Origin of the sequence: uncultured Desulfovibrio sp. (assembly GCF_910584445.1) — a bacterium.
Taxonomy (GTDB): domain Bacteria; phylum Desulfobacterota; class Desulfovibrionia; order Desulfovibrionales; family Desulfovibrionaceae; genus Desulfovibrio.
In genome coordinates, this window is record NZ_CAJUBO010000007.1 from 89,030 (window position 1) to 107,117 (window position 18,088).

16 protein-coding genes and 1 tRNA gene are annotated in these 18,088 nt (G+C 66.0%); 13 read left to right on the forward strand and 4 right to left on the reverse strand.

Features of this window, described 5'->3' with window-relative positions:
- Positions 1 to 179: 179 nt before the first annotated feature.
- Both thiS and QZ294_RS04940 read right to left on the reverse strand, forming a co-directional pair.
- Positions 180 to 377 (reverse strand): sulfur carrier protein ThiS, encoded by a 198-nt coding sequence (gene thiS / locus QZ294_RS04935; protein ID WP_297047492.1) that lies wholly within the window; start codon positions 375 to 377, stop codon positions 180 to 182.
- 74 nt (positions 378 to 451) lie between these two features.
- A complete protein-coding gene (locus tag QZ294_RS04940) occupies positions 452 to 2,464 on the reverse strand; it encodes a sigma 54-interacting transcriptional regulator (RefSeq protein WP_297047496.1) in 2,013 nt (670 codons plus the stop codon).
- A 298-nt stretch (positions 2,465 to 2,762) separates the two neighbouring features.
- On the opposite strand from QZ294_RS04940, the gene QZ294_RS04945 reads away from it, so the two are divergent.
- The 4 genes from QZ294_RS04945 to QZ294_RS04960 are packed head-to-tail and all read left to right on the forward strand — an operon-like array spanning position 2,763 to position 7,430.
- Positions 2,763 to 4,400, forward strand: coding sequence for a rhodanese-like domain-containing protein (locus QZ294_RS04945; RefSeq protein ID WP_297047498.1), 1,638 nt, complete (start codon positions 2,763 to 2,765; stop codon positions 4,398 to 4,400).
- A gap of 26 nt (positions 4,401 to 4,426) precedes the next feature.
- On the forward strand, positions 4,427 to 5,959 hold the full coding sequence (locus QZ294_RS04950) for a tripartite tricarboxylate transporter permease (protein WP_297047501.1): 1,533 nt from the start codon (positions 4,427 to 4,429) through the stop codon (positions 5,957 to 5,959).
- On the forward strand, positions 5,952 to 6,407 hold the full coding sequence (locus QZ294_RS04955) for a tripartite tricarboxylate transporter TctB family protein (RefSeq protein ID WP_297047504.1): 456 nt from the start codon (positions 5,952 to 5,954) through the stop codon (positions 6,405 to 6,407). Before QZ294_RS04950 ends, QZ294_RS04955 begins: the two co-directional genes overlap by 8 nt.
- 54 nt (positions 6,408 to 6,461) lie before the next feature.
- Positions 6,462 to 7,430, forward strand: coding sequence for a tripartite tricarboxylate transporter substrate binding protein (locus QZ294_RS04960; RefSeq protein WP_297047507.1), 969 nt, complete (start codon positions 6,462 to 6,464; stop codon positions 7,428 to 7,430).
- Between the two features lie 68 nt (positions 7,431 to 7,498).
- Here the strand turns inward: QZ294_RS04960 and QZ294_RS04965 are convergent, their stop codons facing one another.
- Positions 7,499 to 9,076 (reverse strand): oligosaccharide flippase family protein, encoded by a 1,578-nt coding sequence (locus tag QZ294_RS04965; RefSeq protein ID WP_297047510.1) that lies wholly within the window; start codon positions 9,074 to 9,076, stop codon positions 7,499 to 7,501.
- Positions 9,077 to 9,306: 230 nt separating this feature from the next.
- On the opposite strand from QZ294_RS04965, the gene QZ294_RS04970 reads away from it, so the two are divergent.
- From QZ294_RS04970 to QZ294_RS05010, 9 genes are all read left to right on the forward strand, one after another.
- On the forward strand, positions 9,307 to 9,909 hold the full coding sequence (locus QZ294_RS04970) for an RsbRD N-terminal domain-containing protein (RefSeq protein WP_297047513.1): 603 nt from the start codon (positions 9,307 to 9,309) through the stop codon (positions 9,907 to 9,909).
- A gap of 3 nt (positions 9,910 to 9,912) precedes the next feature.
- Positions 9,913 to 10,932, forward strand: coding sequence for a sulfate reduction electron transfer complex DsrMKJOP subunit DsrM (gene dsrM, locus QZ294_RS04975; protein ID WP_297047516.1), 1,020 nt, complete (start codon positions 9,913 to 9,915; stop codon positions 10,930 to 10,932).
- 12 nt (positions 10,933 to 10,944) lie between these two features.
- The gene (gene dsrK, locus QZ294_RS04980; RefSeq protein ID WP_297047518.1) at positions 10,945 to 12,606 is read left to right on the forward strand and encodes a sulfate reduction electron transfer complex DsrMKJOP subunit DsrK; all 1,662 of its coding nucleotides are present in this window, start codon (positions 10,945 to 10,947) and stop codon (positions 12,604 to 12,606) included.
- On the forward strand, positions 12,607 to 12,993 hold the full coding sequence (gene dsrJ, locus QZ294_RS04985; protein ID WP_297047521.1) for a sulfate reduction electron transfer complex DsrMKJOP subunit DsrJ: 387 nt from the start codon (positions 12,607 to 12,609) through the stop codon (positions 12,991 to 12,993). It abuts the gene before it with no gap.
- On the forward strand, positions 12,990 to 13,772 hold the full coding sequence (dsrO, locus tag QZ294_RS04990; protein WP_297047525.1) for a sulfate reduction electron transfer complex DsrMKJOP subunit DsrO: 783 nt from the start codon (positions 12,990 to 12,992) through the stop codon (positions 13,770 to 13,772). The genes dsrJ and dsrO overlap by 4 nt, the downstream gene beginning before the upstream one ends.
- Before the next feature lie 11 nt (positions 13,773 to 13,783).
- Positions 13,784 to 14,950: a sulfate reduction electron transfer complex DsrMKJOP subunit DsrP gene (dsrP, locus tag QZ294_RS04995; RefSeq protein ID WP_297047527.1), complete on the forward strand. Its 1,167-nt coding sequence runs from the start codon at positions 13,784 to 13,786 to the stop codon at positions 14,948 to 14,950.
- Positions 14,951 to 15,139: 189 nt separating this feature from the next.
- The gene (locus QZ294_RS05000; protein WP_297047530.1) at positions 15,140 to 16,489 is read left to right on the forward strand and encodes an HD domain-containing protein; all 1,350 of its coding nucleotides are present in this window, start codon (positions 15,140 to 15,142) and stop codon (positions 16,487 to 16,489) included.
- Between the two features lie 132 nt (positions 16,490 to 16,621).
- Positions 16,622 to 17,278 (forward strand): hypothetical protein, encoded by a 657-nt coding sequence (locus tag QZ294_RS05005; RefSeq protein ID WP_297047532.1) that lies wholly within the window; start codon positions 16,622 to 16,624, stop codon positions 17,276 to 17,278.
- Between the two features lie 34 nt (positions 17,279 to 17,312).
- Positions 17,313 to 17,888 carry an NAD(P)H-dependent oxidoreductase gene (locus tag QZ294_RS05010; RefSeq protein ID WP_297047535.1) on the forward strand — a complete coding sequence of 192 codons (576 nt, stop codon included), beginning with the start codon at positions 17,313 to 17,315 and terminating at the stop codon, positions 17,886 to 17,888.
- Between the two features lie 62 nt (positions 17,889 to 17,950).
- On the opposite strand, the gene QZ294_RS05015 is transcribed toward QZ294_RS05010, so the two are convergent.
- A tRNA-Gly gene (locus QZ294_RS05015) sits at positions 17,951 to 18,025 on the reverse strand.
- Between the last annotated feature and the right edge of the window lie 63 nt (positions 18,026 to 18,088).

An 18,088-nucleotide genomic window follows, 5' to 3' on the forward strand; every position in this document is an offset into this window, starting at 1 on the left:
TCAAACGTTCTTTGCGTTCAGCGTGTCCGTGGGAGACCGGGCATGCGGCCTGGGGAAACGCGTTCTCCGCGCGGGAAGCCCTTGCGCGGAGAAGCAGGGGACCTGTCGGCAACCGGCCGGCAACCGGCCGGAAGGTCCGGCGTTCAGATGCCGGAAAGGCGCCACGGTTTCGGGGCGGCCTAGCCCCCGCCCACGAACTGGACGATCTCCACCGCGTCGCCGTCGGCAAGGGCGCGCTCGGCAAAGGCGGCCGCCGGGAGGATCTCGCCGTTAAGCTCCACGACCACGGCCCCGGGCGCATGACCGCGCGCCTCCAGCAGGGCCAGGACCGTGGAAAAATCCCCGGTCTCGCGCGTGCCGTTGATGAGCAGTTCCATGTCGCCTCCCTTGCGGAATGCCGCGCCGGCGCGCGGCTGCGCCGCAATTCCTGTCCGGGGCGGATTCTATGTCCTCACTGCCGGGATTGCAAGTGGCGCGCCGTCCCGGCGCTCCTGAGCATGCGGCAGAGCGAGGAATAGCCGACGCCAAGGCACCGCGCCGCCGCGCGCCGGTCCCCCCCGCATGCCTCCATGGCCTGGCGCACGAGGACATCACGGGCCTGATCCAGCCCCGCCCTGAGGCTGCCGCCGCGCGCCTCCCCGGGCAGGCGCGGCAGGGGCGCGGGCACTGGCTCCCCTTCCGGACCGGCGCGCCGCTGCCGGACCTCGGGCGCATCCGTCCCGGCCGGCAGGGCCACGCTGTCGCTGTCATGTTCGGCAAGGATGGCGGCCAGAAGGCCCGCGTCCGGCGCGCCGTCGCCCAGCAGCAACAGGTAGTTCTCGAAAACGGCGCGCAGCTCGCGCACGTTGCCGGGCCAGTCGTGACCGCGCAGACAGGAGAGCACCGCCGGGTCCAGGGCCTCCGGCCCGCGCCGGTATTTTCGCAGCAGTGGCGCGAGAAGGGCCGGAATGTCCTCCAGCCGCTGGCGCAGGGGGGGGACCGCGAGCTTGAAGGTGGAGAGGCGGTAGTAGAGGTCCCGGCGAAAGCGCCCGAGCCTGACGAGTTCGAGCAGCGGCTTGTTGGAAGCGCAGACCACGCGCACATCCACGGGGTGCATCCGGTTGCCGCCCACGCGGAGCACCTCGCGCGTTTCCAGGACGCGCAGGAGCCGCAGCTGGGTCTCTTCGCTGATGTCGCCGATCTCATCCAGGAAAAGGGTGCCCTGGTGCGCCATCTCGAAATATCCGGCCTTCCCGCCCCGGCGCGCCCCGGTGAAGGCGCCCTCCTCGTAGCCGAAAAGCTCGCTTTCCAGCAGCTGGGCCGGAACGGCGCAAATATTGACCGGCACGAAGGGATGGTTGCGCCGCGCGCTCCCGGCGTGCAGGGCGTGGGCCGCCAGCTCCTTGCCGGACCCCGTCTCGCCCTGGATGAAGATGTTCGCCTCCGCCGGGGCGTACTGGCGCAGCTTTTCCCGCATGTGCCGGATGGGCGCGCTCCCGCCCAGGATGTCCGCGAGGCCGGTGCGGGCTGAAAGGCCGCGGGCGCAGAGTTCCCGGCTGATGCGGCTGCTGATGTTCTGGAGCGAGGGCGTGTCGCGGAACAGGCTCACGGCGCAGGGCGTGTCCGAATAGAGCGTGAGGGGATAGGTGGTAGCCATGAAGCCCTCGCCGCGCACTTCCACCAGGATGTTCTCGCGCGGGGTGAGATCTTCCAGCGTGTCAAGCAGGCCAAGCGGTTGGAAAAACTGGCTGAAAAAGGCGTCCCCGGCCTGGGGCGGCGCGTTGAGCAGCCGGTACGCGGCCTTGTTGGCGATGAGGACGCGCCGTTGGGAATCGATGCAGAGCACGCCCTCCTGAAGCTGTTCCAGGATGAGCATCATGTTGCCGTTGCGGCGTTTGGCCTCGCGCCGGGCGTGGGCCAGGTGGCGCGCCCGCTCAAAGGCAAGCCCGATGCTCCGGGGCGTGGGCTTGATGATGAAGCCCCGGCCGCCGAACTCCTCCATGCAGGCCTTGCTCACGCCGCCGCCGATGAGTACCTTGAAATTGTCGCGCACACACCGGCGGATGGCGCGGCGCATGCTCTCCGGCGAATCATAGACCGCGTTGCGGACTTCGATGTTCAGCAACCGCTCCATCTCCCTCGGCAGCCCTTCATGGAACTCGTCCTGATAGGAGGAAAGGACGATGCGGCCAGAATACTGCCGGGCGAACAGGAGCGCGCGCAGCACGTCCATGTCCGTGCGCTCGATCTTGACCACCGAGCGCGGCACGGAACGAAAGATCGTATCGCCCGTGCCGCCGTGGCAGAGGATGACTTCATATCCCTCACACAGACACTGGCGCGCCATGACCGGCCCGCTCTCGAAATCCACGATCTCATAGCGGATCTCGTCGCGCGAGCCGCCCATGATCTTTCTGCATTCCTCCACGATCTCGCCGGAATGCGCCAGCAGGGCAAAACGGTACCGTTCCTCGCCCGTGTCCATTGCTCCTCCGCGCCGTGCGGCCCGTTGCGCCGCTCTTGAAATTGAGAATTTCTCAAAAACAAGCTTATATTCTCATTTATGAGAAATCAAGACAGGCGCCGCCACCGGCGGCACACGGGGGACGGCGGCGTCTCCGCGCCCCGGCAGGGCAGGCGCGGCGCGGGCGGACCGCTCAGGCGGGGCGGGGGGACCGCCGGGTCCCGGACCCGCGATCCGGCTGGCACGCATTCTGCTTTCCGGGCGGCCGGGACGGCCGCTTCCCGCGCGGCCGTCCAAATTCCCCCCGCAGGAGCCTCCCATGACTCTTCCCCTTGCGTCCGTATCCGCCCCCGAACTTCGTCAGATCCTGCACAGCGCCGGAGAATTTGCGCTTCTGGATGTGCGCGAGCAGGAGGAATTTTCCCGGGAGCATGTGCTCCTGGCCTCCTGCGCGCCGCTGAGCCGTCTGGAACTCCTGGCCGGGCGCCTGGTCCCCTGCCGGGAAACGCCCGTCCTTGTCATGGACGACGGCCCGGACGACCGCCTTGGACGGGCCGAACGCGCGGCCCGGGCACTCCTGTCCCTGGGCTACACGTCCGTGCGCGTCGCTGAGGGCGGCCTTGCGGCCTGGAAGGCCGACGGCGGCGTCACGGTCAACGGCGTGGGCGCCCTGAGCAAGGGCTTCGGCGAATATGTGGAGTGCGTCCAGGAAACGCCGCGCATGACGCCCGAGGAAGTCCGCGCGCTCATGGACGATCCGGCCACGCGGAGCATCATCATCGATGTCAGGCCGCACAACGAGTACCGGCGGATGAACATTCCCGGCAGCGTCAACCTGCCCGGCTGCGAAGTGACCTACCGCCTGGCGGAGGTGGTCACGGACCCGGACATCGCCATCGTCATCAACTGCGCCGGGCGCACGCGCAGCATCATCGGCACGCAGACGCTGCTCAATGCCGGCGTCCCCAACCGGGTGGCCGCCCTCAAGGGCGGCACCATGAACTGGCAACTGGCCGGCTTTGCGCTGGAATACGGCGCGGACCGCCCCGTGCCGGCGAGCACGCCCGAGGGACGGCGCGCGGCGCGGGAGCGCGTTTCCCGCGTGGCCGCGGCATACCGGGTCCGCTTCGCCGATGCCGCGCAGGTGGCGCGCTGGCGCGAGGAGTCCGCGCACAGGACCCTCTACCTCTTTGACGTGCGCCTGCCCGAAGAATACGCGGCCGGGCACCTCCCGGGCGCCCGCAGCGCCCAGGGGGGCCAGCTCGTCCAGGCCACGGACGAATACGCGGCCGTTCGCAACGGGCGCTATGTGCTCGTGGACGATGACGAATTGCGCGCCATCATGACCGCGCACTGGCTCGTCCAGATGGGGCTTCCGCAGGTGTTCGTCCTGCGCGGGGGCCTGGAGGCAGCGGCCCCTGTCCTGGCCCCGCACGGTCTGGAGCGCGGACCCGAACCGGCGCCGGATGCGCGCGGAGCCGAGGCGGGGCTGGCGCCTGCCGAGGTCGCCCGCCTGCGGGCGGAAACGCCGGAGCCGCTCCTGCTCAATGTGGGCGCGAGCGATCAGCACCGGCGCCGCCACATCCCCGGCGCCCTCTGGTGCGCGCGCGCCTATCTGCCGGAAGCGCGCAGCCGCCTTCCGCACGCGGAACGCATCGTGCTGACCGCGGAGGACAGCGCCCATGCGGCCCTTGCCGCCGCCGACGCCCGCGCCCTCTGGCCCGGCGCCCGCGTGGACTTCCTCGCGGGAGGGAACCCGGCCTGGGAGTCCGCGGGGCTGCCTGTGGAAACGGGCATGCCCCGCGCCCTTTGCCCCGAAGAGGATGTCTGGTACCGCCCCTATACGGACCTCAATGCTTCCCGCGAAGCCATGCGCGGCTATTTCGACTGGGAATCCGGACTGGTGGAAAAAATCAGGGCCGACGGCTGCGCCGCCTTTGACGTCCGACGGCGCTGAACCCGCCGACAGACAAGGAGCCTCCTATGGAACAATTGCTTGACTACCTGCCGGCGGTCTTCACCTGGTCCAACTTTCTGGTGCTGGCCTGCGGCTCGCTGGGCGGCCTGCTCTTCGGCGCCATGCCCGGACTCAGCCCCACCATGGCGGTGGCGCTCCTGGTGCCGTTCACCTTTTACATGCCCCCCGTGCCGTCACTCCTGCTGCTGGGCGCCGTCTATACGTCGGCGGTGGCCGGCGGCTCCATTTCGGCCATCCTGCTCAGCATCCCCGGCGCCCCGGCCTCCATCGCCACGCTCCTCGACGGCTACCCCATGGCAAGAAAAGGACGCGCCCAGGAAGCGCTCTACACCACCTTTGTCTCCTCCCTCTTCGGCGGCGTGGTGGGCGCCCTGGCCCTCATCTTCCTGACGCCGCCCATGTCCGACTTCGCCATGAAGTTCGGGCCGTCGGAACTCTTCTGGACAACGGTGTTCGGCATCACGGTCATTGCCGGGCTTTCCTCCGGCTCCATGCTCAAGGGCCTGTTCGGGGGCACCCTGGGGCTGCTGCTCGGCTGCATCGGCGAGAGCAGCGTCACCGGCGAGGGGCGCTTCATTTTCCATGAGGCCCTCACGTCGGGCATCGCCATCGTGCCCGCCCTCATCGGCCTGTTCGCCCTGCCGCAGATCGTGGAGATGATGGAAGACGCCCACCTTATTTTTGAAAAGATCAAGGTGCGCGCCCAGCGCGGCCTGCTTGCCAGGGTCATCCGGCAACATGCCCGCTACAAGCGGTCGCTTTTCCTCGGCAGCCTCATCGGCACCGTCATCGGCGTCATCCCCGGTGCGGGCGCGCAGGTGGCCGGGCTTATGGCCTATGACCAGGTGAAGAAGATGGACAAGCACCCCGAACGCTTCGGCACGGGCGACCCGGAGGGCGTCTGCGCCAGCGAGTGCGCCAACAACGCCACCGTGGCGCCGGCCTGCATCCCGCTGCTCACCCTCTCCATCCCCGGCAGCCCCACGGCGGCCGTCCTTCTGGGCGGCCTGCTCATCCAGGGCCTGCTGCCCGGCCCGGAACTCTTCACCAAGAACGCCGACATCACCTATCCCTTCATCATCGGCATGTTCCTCGCCCAGTTCTTCATGTTCGGCTTCGGCATCCTCGTGTCGCGCTACACCCACATGGTGAGCGACATCCCCAACTACATAATGTTCTGTTCGGTCATGATCCTCTGCGTCTTCGGCTCCTACTGCGTGCAGAACAGCATGGAGGACGTGTACATCATGTTCGGCCTGGGCGCGCTCATGCTCCTGTTCAAAAAGCTCGACATCCCGAGCGCGCCCATCGTCCTCGGCATCATCCTCGGCCCGCTGGCAGAGGAAAACTTCCTGCGCGGCAGGATGATCGCCAATACCGACGTGGGCATGTGGCAGTACTTTTTCACCGGCGCCATCAATCAGGTGCTCATCGGCCTGTGCCTGCTCTCCCTCGTCTATGCCGCGTACAACGAGATCCGTTTCGCGCGCCGGGCAAAGGCCCGGCTGGCGCATACCGCGGAGGAAGACCATGCCTAGAGAATTTGCCGCCGCCCTTGTCATGACGGGCATCATCATCTTCTTCGGCTGCCAGCTCTCCGGCCCGGAGGACGAGCAATCGCTCCTGGTGCCGCGCTTTCTCCTCCTCCTTATGGGCATCTTCAACGCCGGACAGTACCTGCTGGCCCTGGTGCGCCACCGGCAGGGCATCGGCGCGCGCCTGTCCCTCGCGGGCTATCCGCTCAGGCGCGTGGCCGGGCTGTGCGCCCTGACCGTGCTCTATATCTGCGTTCTGGAATGGGCGGGGTTCTACCTGTCCTCGTTCCTCTACCTGACCGTCGCCTCCCTCCTGGCGCAGCCCATGCGCGTCACTCCCGGCGGCGCGCTGCGCCGCGCCGGGGTCTCCTTCATCTGCATCGCCTGCCTGTATCTGCTCTTTTCCCTCGGGCTTATGGTGCAGATCCCGAAGGGGTTCATGCCGTTCTGACCGGCGCCGGCCCCCGCGGGCCACGCCGCAATCTCTAACAGAGGAGAAACCGCAATGAAACGTTTTCTCAGCTTCGCCCTCGCCGCCGCGCTGCTGCTGCCCCTGTCCGCCCGGGCAGAACCCGCCGACAAGTGGCCCTCGGGTCCCATCACCAATGTCTGCACCTATTCCGTCGGCTCGCAGACGGACGTGCAGGCGCGCATCGGCGCGCTGCCGGCGGAAAAATACTTCGGCCAGCCCATCGTCATCCTCAACAAGGCCGGGGCGGGCGGCCTCACGGGCTGGAACTGGTTCATGGACCACGCGGGTCGTGACGGCATGACCATGACCGTCTATAACCTCCCCAACTTCATCGCCCAGTCCATCGTCAAGAAAAACGCCAAGTACGACATCCACAAGATGGAGCCGCTCGCCAACTTCGCCGCCGACCCGGTGGTGCTGTTCGTGCCCAAGGACTCCCCCTTCAACAGCGTGAGCGACCTGGTGGAGTACGCCAAGGCGAATCCCGGCAAGGTCACGCTCAATGGCTCGGGGCTGTTCGTGGGCCATCATATCGCCCTGCTCCTCCTCCAAAAGGAGACCGGCGCCAAGTTGACCTATATCCCCGAAAAAGGCGGTTCGGACGCCCTCCAGTCCATCCTGGCGGGCAAGGTCATGGGCGGCTTCAACAACCTTTCCATCGCCATGCGCGCCCCGGACAAGCTCAAGGTGCTGGGCATTGCCGACCTCAAGCGGCATGAATTCATGCCCGATGTGCCGACCTTCATGGAGCAGGGCTACAAGAGCCTGGACGACGCCACCACCAACTTCCGCGGATATGCGCTGCCCGCCGGCACGGACAAGGCCATCGTGGACAAGGCGGCCAGCAAGACCTACGAGATGTTCAACGACCCCGTCGTCATCGAAAACCTGAAGAAGACCGGCGTCCCCTACCGCATCCTCGACCGCAAGGCCATGCTCGACATCTTCGCCAAGCGCGAGGCCATCCTCAAGGAGCTGCTCAAGGACTATGTGGAAAAATAGACGGAGGCGCCGCTGACGGCGCCCTGGAAGAGGGGGGCGGCCACCGGCCGCCCCTTCGGCGTTTCAGGTCAGCCGCCGCGCCTGCGGCACAAGGCCGACCGCAGCCGCACGGCCAGCTCGCGCAGCTCGCGGCGCGTCAGCCCCAGAAGGCCGGGGGCGACCAGGCACAGGGCGGCCGCCAGGAAGGAGTACAGCACGCCGGAGGCGCAAAAACGGACGATATCGTCCAGCGCGCCCGGCGCCCCGGCGCCCATGGCCGCCGCAAGGAACAGTGTCGCCTCGCGCGCGCCGAAGGCCAGGGCCAGCAGCGCGGCGAGGCAGAGCAGCTGGTGGGCCGCATTGCGCCAGAAGGCAAAGGGAATGAAGCGCGAGGCCAGCCAGAGGTACAGGTTGACCGTGATGCACTGGACGGCCACGGTCTTGACGGCCAGGCCCGTGGCGCCCAGGCCGAGTCCCCCCAGATGCCCCGGCGCCAGCAGGAACCACGCCGCGGCAAAGCCGTAAACGCATTCGAACGCGGCCATGTTCCGCAAGACGCGCGTGCGCCCGGTGGCATGGAAGACCGAGCCTGCCAGCTGCCCATAGGCCTGGTGGAGCGGATACAGGGCCATGATCTGCACCGGCAGGATGGCCGCCGCGAACTGCGCCCCGCCGAAAAAGTCCACCAGGGCAGCTCCCTCGGCCAGGGTGAAGCAGGAAAAATAGGCGGCGACGGCATAGAGCAGCGGCGCGAAGCGCGTCAGGAGCCGCCCCATGGCCGGGACATCCTTCCGCCCCCAGGCGATGGAAAACTCGCGCATGACCAGCGGCGTCATGGCCGAGACAAAGAGAAAGCAGGCCATGCTCACCTTTTGCGACAGCGCGAAAAAGCCCTGCTGGGCGCTGCCGTCGAACCACTGGAGCAGCCAGCGCTCGGCCGTGAGCATGAAGAAGGACAGCAGCGCCTGCACAAAGAGCGGATGGCTGTAGTCGAAAAATTCCCGGCCATAGGCCCGCATCTGCGCCCTGTCCGGCCGAAGCCGGAGGGGCACGCCGCACTCGCGCCAGTGGCGGCGGCTCACCAGCCAGAAGGCCAGCGCCGTGGCGCCGAGCATGAGGTACTGCTGGGCGAAGAGGCTTTCGATGGTGAGCAGGTCCCCCCAGAACAGCAGGCCGAGCAGGGCCACGGCAAGCAGGGAGATGACCGTGCGCGCCAGCTCCGAGGGGATGGTGGCGCCAAGCGCGTCGTTCATGGAGCGCAGGACGCGCCCCCACCACGTCAGAAAGGCCCAGAGCGCGGCCAGCGGCGCGAGCCAGAGCGGGACGCCCGGCATGAGCAGCCCGCCCGCGGGCGGCCAGAGCATGAGCAGGGCCGCCAGCAGGCTCACCACGGCCACGCCGAGGCTCACGCGCAGGTAAAAGCCGGCCAGCGCGGTCTCGTCCCGGCGGCGGGAGAGGGCATTGTAAAAGCAGGTGGACGTGCCCATGTCCAGAAAGCCGGAGAGCTGCTGGAACAGGTTGGTGGCGAAGCTGTAATTGCCGTACATCTGCGGACCCAGGGCGCGCGGCAGGATGGCCTCCATGGCGAGATAGACCGGGACGGAGGCCATATTGGCAAGCAGCTTGAAGCCGTAGCGGCGCGCCAGCGTGGGCGTCGGGCGTTGCATGGAGGGAACGTACACGTTTTCGCGCGGCGCCGAAAGACCCTTGACGCGGGCCGCTCCGAACGGCGCCGGGGCGCCGCGCGCGTCCGGAAGCAGGCCGCCCAAAAGTGCCGGGAGGACTTGACGCGCCGCCCCGTTCCCCCGTATATGGGGGAAATCCATGTTCACGCGGGCAGGGACGTTCCGGCGGGCGCGCCGGGACGCATCCTCGCGCGCGCAACCCCGGGCCGGGCATGAGATCACTGAAGATCCTGCGCGAACACAAGAAAGAAGTGGTCGATTCCTGGGTGGAGGCGGTCTTCGCCACCTACCCCCTGGAAACCACGGGCTTTCTCCGTACCCGGCGCGACCCCTTCACCAATCCCGTGGCGCACATGACGCGCGAGGCCGCCAATGTCCTCTTTGACGCCGTGGCCGGAGAGGATGTGCAGGCCGCCACGGTGCGGGCCTCGCTCGAGCGTTTCGTCAAGCTGCGCGCCGTGCAGAAATTCGCTCCCAGCCAGAGCCTCGCGGTCTTTTACCTCATGAAGCCCATCCTCCGCGAAAAGGTCATGCCCGAAATGCGCCTCAAGGGACGCCTGGAGGACTACCTTGACGCGGAATCGCGCCTCGACACGCTGGCCCTGCTCGCGTTCGACATCTATGCCGAAGCGCGCGAGACCGTGGCCGAGTCGCGCATCAAAGAGATCAAGAACCAGCATGCCCAGCTCGCGCGCTGGGCGCAGCGCCTCGAAAACGGGCCGGAGGCCGACGCCGCCCCCGCGCCCATCCCCCCAACGGACCCAATGGATCCCCCGGCGGGCGATCCTGATCTGAACCCCAGCCAAGCGAGGTAGGGAATGTTTGCATCGTTGGTCCTCGTGCTGCTCATCGCGGCCATCGCCTGGATCGGAGCGAGCGTGGGGCTCGCGCCGCTCTTCGGCGTGGCGCTGCCGTATGCGGCGGTGCTCGTCTTCATCGGCGGCATGATCTGGCGCATGACGTACTGGGCGAAATCCCCGGTGCCCTTCTGCATCCCCACCACGGGCGGGCAGGAACAGTCGCTCGACTTCATCAAGCAGGCCAAGATCGACTGCCCCAGCACCACCTGGGGCGTGATCAAGCGCATGTTCACCGAGGTTTTCCTCTTCCGCTCGCTCTTCCGCAACACGAGCGCGGAAATGGTGGAGAACGACCCCGTCAACCAAGGTCCGCGCCTCATCTACTATTCCTCCAAGTGGCTCTGGGCGTTCGCGCTCGTCTTCCACTACTCGATCCTGGTCATCTTCATCCGCCACTTCCGCTTCTTCATGGAGCCGGTGCCGCTGCCCATCACCTGGGTGGAGACCATCGACGGCATCATGCAGGTGGGTTCGCCCCGCTTTTACTGGACCGGGGGCCTCGCGCTCTGCGCCCTGCTCTTCCTGCTGGCGCGGCGGCTCTTCAACCACCGCCTGCGCTACATCTCGCTGCTCAACGACTACTTCCCGCTCTGGCTCCTGCTCGGCATCGTCAGCAGCGGCCTGTGCCTGCGCTACTTTGACAAGACCGAGATCTCGCAGGTCAAGATCTACCTCATGGGCCTGACGCACTTCGCGCCGGTGTCCGCCGCGGGCATCAACGAGCTGTTCTTTGTCCACCTGACGCTCGTGTGCGTCCTGCTCATCTGCTTCCCCTTCTCCAAGCTCGCGCACATGCCCGGCGTCTTCTTCAGCCCCACGCGCAACATGGCGACCGATTCGCGGCGCGTCCGGCATATCAACCCCTGGAATCCGCCCAAGCAGTACTTCACCTACGCCGAATACGAGGATACCTACCGCGACGCCATGGCCGAGGCCGGGCTTCCCCTGGACAAGCAACCCGAAAAGGCCGCCGAGTAAGGAGGCATCACGATGGCAAAACTCCCCACGCCGCAAATGCTCGTCGCCAGCCGCCCGGCCTTTCCGGACAAGGACTGGTTCGACACCAAGCCGGACTTCATCCCCGGCAGCTATTGCTATCCGGCCAAGATGGAGACCATGGAGCTTCTGCACATGCCGCACCCGCATGAGTGGGACCCCATGGCCGAAGACTGGAACCTGCCCGACGACTGGGAAAAGATCCTCTGCGACGCCTTTGCCGACAGGCTCGAAAAGCACCGCTCGCTCAAGCTCTTCATGGACATCTGCGTGCGCTGCGGCGCCTGCGCGGACAAGTGCCACTTCTTCCTCGGCACCAACGACCCCAAGAACATGCCCGTGCTGCGGGCGGAGCTGCTCCGCTCCCTCTACCGCCGCGACTACACCATGCTCGGCAAGCTCCTCGGCAAGCGCGTGGGCGCGCGCGGCTGGGACAAGAGCGTGGTCAAGGAACTCTTCTACTACGCCTACCAGTGCACGGAGTGCCGCCGCTGCTCGCTCTTCTGCCCCTACGGCATCGACACGGCGGAGATCACCATGATCGTGCGCGAGCTGCTGCATGAAGTGGGCCTGGGCCTGCACTGGATCATGGACCCGGTGAAAAACTGCAGCTTCACGGGCAACCACCTGGGCATCCAGCCGCACTCCTATGTGGAGATCGTGGAAATGCTCGCCGACGACTGCGAGACCGTCACCGGCATCCGGCCCAAGACGCCCTTCAACAAGAAAAACGCGGAGATCCTCTTCATCACGCCCTCGGGCGACGTCTTCGCGGAGCCGGGCATCTACACCTTCATGGGCTACCTGCTCCTCTTCCACGAGCTGGACCTCGACTACACCTTCTCCACCTATGCGTCGGAAGGCGGCAACTTCGGCTCCTTCGTCTCCTTCAACATGGCAAAGAAGCTCAACGCCAAGATGTACGCCGAGGCGGAGCGCCTCAACGTCAAGTGGATCCTCGGCGGCGAGTGCGGCCATATGTGGCGCGTCATCAACCAGTATATGGACACCTACAACGGACCCGCCCCCGCCAATATGGAGGTGCCGGTCTCGCCCATCACGGGCACGGTGTTCGACATGGCCCGTTCCACCAAGATGGTGCACATCGCCGAGTTCACGGCCGACCTCATCCACCACAACAAGCTCAAGCTCGACCCGCGCAGGAACGCCAACCTCGTGACCACCTGGCACGACTCCTGCAATCCGGCGCGCGGCATGGGCCTGCTGGATGAGCCGCGCTATGTGCTCCGCCATGTCTGCGACAACTTCGTGGAAATGCCGGAGAACACCATCCGCGAGCAGACCTTCTGCTGCGGCGCCGGTTCCGGCCTGAACACCGAGGAGATCATGGAGCTGCGCATGCGTTCCGGCATGCCGCGCGGCAACGCCCTGCGCTATGTGCAGCAGAAATACGGCGTCAATCACATGGCCTGCGTCTGCGCCATTGACCGCGCCACACTGCCGCCGCTTGCCGACTACTGGGCCCCGGGCTGCACCGTGAGCGGTCTGCACGAGCTTGTGGGCAACGCCCTGGTGATGAAGGGCGAGGCCAAGCGCACCATGAACCTGCGCCAGGAAGACCTGCCCGAGGAGGCCCTGGACGATGCGGAAACTCCGGCGGACGGGAACGCCGCCAGCCAGGGGGAGGGCCGATAGATGTATAACGCCAAAGCCGTGATCATTGGCATCGTCATCTTTGTGGCGATTTTCAGCTCGCCCTTCTGGACGAGCTGGATCGGCCAGACGTATCAGAAGACCGGCGTGGTGCTGCCCGCCGGCGAAAAGACCTGCATCGAGGAGACGGAGTTCATGCGCGCCCAGCACATGCGCCTGCTCGACGAATGGCGCGATCAGGCCCTGCGCGAGGAGAACCGCGTCTATGTCTCGGCGCTGGACGGCAGGAAATGGGTCATCAGCCTCCAGAACACCTGTCTGAAGTGCCATTCCAACTACACGGAATTCTGCGAAAAGTGCCATGTGGCCAACAGCGTCTATCCCTACTGCTGGACTTGCCACATCATTCCCACGGAGGGCAAGCGATGAAAACGAGCAGAAGAAAGTTCCTCAAGGTGGCGGGGCTTTCGGCCTTTGCCCTTGCCGGCGGGATGACGGCGCTTGCGGGCGAGGCCGGCGCCCAGGTGGCCCCGGGCAAATACATCAAGCGCGAGGGCATGCTCTCGGCCAAACGCTGGGCCATGGTCATCGACACGCGCCGCTTCACGAGCGAAGCCGACTACGCGCCGCTCATCGCGGCCTGCAACAAGGCGCACAATATCCCGGACATCCCGGGCGACCGCAACGTCAAGTGGATCTGGACGGACACCTTTGACCATGTCTTTCCCGACGACATGAACAACCACCTCAACGCGGCGGTGCGCGCCAAGCCCTATATGCTGCTGTGCAACCACTGCACCAATCCGCCCTGCGTGCGCGTCTGTCCCACGCAGGCCACCTACAGGATGGAAGACGGCATCGTGGCTATGGACTACCACCGCTGCATCGGCTGCCGCTTCTGCATGGCCGGCTGCCCCTACGGCGCGCGCTCCTTCAACTTCATCGACCCGCGCCTCCACCTTGCCGATCCGGTGCCCAATCCGGCCTTTCCCACGCGCATGATCGGCGTGGTGGAAAAGTGCAACTTCTGCGTGGAACGGCTCAATGAAGGCAAGCTCCCGGCCTGTGTGGAAGCCTCCGACGGGCGGCTCCTCTTCGGCGATCTGGAAGACCCGAACTCCACGGTGCGCAAGGCCCTGGCCGCCAACTACAGCATCCGCCGCAAGCCGAGCCTCGGCACCCAGCCCGGCGTCTACTACCTCATCTAGGGAGAAAGGCCATGCTCGAAAAACTCCTCACCGGCCCAAGGTGCTACTATGTGTGGCTGCTCTTCCTCTGCGGCCTCATCGCGCTCTGCGGGCTTGTCTATCTTGACCAGCTCTTCAACGGCCTCGGCATCACGGGCATGAACCGCGATGTCTCGTGGGGCCTCTACATCTCGCAGTTCACCTACTTCGTCGGCGTGGCGGCCTCGGCGGTGATGCTCGTCCTGCCCGCCTATTTCCACCACTACAAAAAGTTCAAGCGCATGATCATCTTCGGCGAGTTCATGGCCGTGGCCGCCGTCATCATGTGCGCGCTCTTCATCGTGGTGGACCTGGGCCAGCCGCAGCGCATGCTCAATGTCATGCTCTACCCCACGCCCAACTCGGTCATGTTCTATGACATGATCGTCCTCTGCGGCTATCTCGGCCTGAACATCGTCATCGGCTGGGTCACGCTGGAGGCCGAGCTGCGCGACACCGAGCCGCCCAAGTGGGTCAAGCCGCTCATCTATCTCTCCATCCTCTGGGCCTTCTCCATCCACACGGTCACGGCCTTCCTGTATGCCGGCATCCCCGGCCGCCACTACTGGCTCACGGCCATCATGGCGGCGCGCTTCCTCTCCTCGGCCTTCTGCTCCGGTCCCGCCATCCTGCTGCTCCTGCTCTTCGTGGTCCGCAGGCTCACCGGCTTCGACCCCGGCAGGGAAGCCATCAGGACGCTGGCGACCATCATCGTCTATGCCATGTGCATCAACGTCTTCTTCTACCTGCTTGAGCTGTTCACGGCCTTCTACAGCAACATTCCCGGCCACATGGAACCCATCATGTTCCTCTTCTCCGGGCATGGCGGGCATCTCGCGTGGGTGAGCTACTGGATGTGGGCCGCGGTCATCATGGCCTTCGCTTCGCTGGCGATCCTCATTCCGCCGCAGCTGCGCACGAGCCGCCTGCTGCCGCTGGCCCTCCTCATGCTGGTGGCCGCCAGCTGGATCGACAAGGGCCTGGGTCTGCTCATCGGCGGTTTCACGCCCAACATGTTCGAGGCCTTCACGCCCTACATGCCCACGCTCAAGGAGATCGCCGTGGCGCTGGGCGTCTATGCCGTGGGCGCGCTGGTGCTCTCCCTGCTCTGGAAGATCGCCCTGGGCGTCAAGAAGGAAGCCGGACACTTCAGCGACTAGCCGCGCTGCGCGTCAGCGCATGAGGGAGTCCCGCACGGGACTCCCTTTTTTTTTTCGTCCCGACGCCCGCAAAAAGAAAGCGCAATGGCGCGGCATGCTTGACTTCCTCAACGGCTGCCCCGATACTGGGGGCAGTACGCACTGCGGCGCGCCCCGCTGCCGCCCGCTTCCCGCTCCAAGGAGTTTTCCATGCATCAGGCGCTCAAGGATGCCGTTTCCATCTGCAAGACCCTGCTCCGCAACGGGTATGACGCCCATGTGATCAACGCCCCGCTTCAGGAGCGTCTGCTCTCCGCCCGCACGCCGGGACAGACCGATGCGCCCGCCGTGGACATCGCCTGCGAGGCCACCGGCGAGACGCTGGTCAAGCTCTTCCCCCGTGTGAGCCTGGAAGACGGCAAGCGCGCCATGGCCGAAATGGAGGAAGACGGCACCCTCTTCCGCTTCTATCCGCTGGAGGCGGCGGATGCGGGCCATCCCGAGCTTTCGCTCCTGCGCGTCACGCCGACCATGGCCGCGCAGATGAGTCCGCGCGAGCGGCTCCAGTTGCGCCTTACGGGCTTCGGCAGCCCCACGCCCACGGGCGACCAGTACGAGGGCTTCGAGGATCTCAAGGGCGGCGATATCCGCCTGGTGGGCCTGCCGGACGAGACCCTGCGCCATGACTATCTGCTGGCCGTGCGCGCGCTGCGCTTCGCGGCCAACTTCGATGCGCCCATCGAGCCGAACACGTGGATGGCGATCGTCCGCGCCTCGGTGCGCGTCAACGATTATGTGCCCGCGCGGGACATCATGGAGGAATGGCGCAAGGTGGCCGCGGAATCCATGTTCCGTTTCGTGCGCCTGCTGTACGAGGCCCATATCCTCCAGGGACTCATCCCCGAAGTGGCGGCCCTGGTCTGCGTGCCCCAGCAGAACGACAAGGGCGAATGCGAGGGCAATGTCTTCGAGCACACCCTCAAATGCATGGAGCATTATCCCGAGGAAGGCTTCCACTACGACTGGCTCGGCGCCATGGCAATGCTCTTCCACGATGTGGGCAAGCTCTTCACGGCCGAGTATTTCGATGGCCGCTGGACCTACTACCAGCACCATCGCGTCGGCGCCAAGGTGACGCGCAAGATCCTGCGCCGGCTCCATTTCGCCCAGGAGGACGCGGACCTCATCTGCCACCTGGTCAACCACCACATGCGCTTCCACTTCATGATGACCGACCGGGGCATCCGCCGCTTCAAGGCCGTGGGCGAAACGCCGCGCCTCATCGCCATGGCGCGCGCCGACCTTCAGGCCCGCGAGGACAGCTTCACGTCCTTCAACCACAATATGAAATACCTCGGCCGCGCCGAAACGCCGGAGCAGATGCTGGAGCCGCTGCTCAACGGCAACGAGATCATGGAAGAGACGCGGCTGTCGCCCGGCCCGCTGGTGGGCGTCATCCGCGATGCCCTGCTCCAGGCGCAGATCGCGGGCGAAGTGACGGACAGGGACTCCGCCCTGGCCTTTGTGCGCCAATACGCGGGCAATGCCGCCGCGGACTAGAGCGTTTTCGCAAGGAAATTGCGTAACGCTCTGGCGGCTGCGGGAGCAGACGCCCGCGCCGTACTACGGCGGAAAACCACGCTTTTCCGCCGCTTGTCCCGCTCTGCGGGGAAATGGAGGCGCCGAAACCTGATGAAAATATCTGTCTTGCAGATATTTTCCTCAGCAAAATGCTCCAGCGGCCGGCACCGCGATGCCCTGCTGGAGCGGAGCCTGCCCGGCGCGGCCCTTCTGCTCGAGTCCTGCGCCCTGGTGGACGCCAGCGTGGCAGCGGCCGTGGAAGCGGCGGCGCGGAACGGACGGCGCGTGGCCTGTGGTCCCGGATGCGCTGTCTGCTGCCGCCAGCCTATCCCGGTCACGCCGCTGGAATTCCTGTGCATGCGCGCCTGGCTGCATCTCCGCGGCGCCGCGGAGAGCCGCGCCCGGCTTGAAGCGCAACTTCTGACCCGGATACGGGAAGAGCCGTCTCCGTTGCGACGGCCGTGCCCTTTTCTGCTGGACGGCGCTTGCGCCGTCTATGCCGTGCGGCCGCTTGCCTGCCGGCGCTATCTCGTGCTTGACCGCCGGTGCGCGCCCGGAGAGGACTGCGCCACTGACCGGCCGGAAGATATGCTCGTGCCCGCGCGGCGCGCCCTGCGCGCCGCCCTGGCGCTCACGTTCCCGTGGTATGCCGCGCGCTGGCGGAGCCTGCGGCTCCCGCGGCCGCCCGAGGCCGCTCCGGAAAGCGAGGCCGCGCAGGCGTGGCTGCGCTCCGTGACCGTGCCCGTCCAGGATCTTGCCTGGAAGTGATCCCTCTCACCGCCCCACAAACAGGAAGCATGCCATGATCACCATCGTGTATGGACATCCGTATGACAAGAGCTTCAATGCCGCCATCAGGGAAACCGTCATCGACACCCTCAGCGGGGAAAACGCGGCCTACAGCCTCATCGACCTGTATGCGGACGGCTTTGACCCCGCCGTCCGCCAGGCGGAGCTGGCCCTGTATTCGCAGGGGCGCACCTGCGATGCCCTGGCGCAACGGTATATGAAGATCCTGGGAAGGACAGAACGGCTCATCTATGTCTACCCCGTCTGGTGGGGCACGGAACCCGCCATCGTCAAGGGTTTTCACGACAAGGTCCTGCTGAAGGACTTCTCCTGGATCTATTCTCCCGAGGGGCGCCTTCTGCCGCGACTGCATATCGGGCACACGACCCTCTTCACCACTTCCGAAGCGCCGACGGAATGCTTCGCGGCATACTTCGCCGAGTATCTGCCTTCGCACGTCTTCGCCGCCGTGGGCATGGGCAATGCCACATGGCACAATTTCGAAAACATAACGCAGTCAACGCCCGGGGAACGCGCCGCCTTTCTGGAACTTGTCGCCAGGGAAACGCTGCGGACATGCCGGGCCTGAGCCTCGGCCGCGGACGACAAAAAGGGTCAGGAGGAAATCTCTTCCTGACCCTTTGAACTCTCTGGAGCGGGAAACGGGATTTGAACCCGCGACCTTCAGCTTGGGAAGCTGACACTCTACCGCTGAGTTATTCCCGCAAAAGGCTGGTGGAGCGGGAGACGGGATTTGAACCCGCGACTTCAACCTTGGCAAGGTTGCAC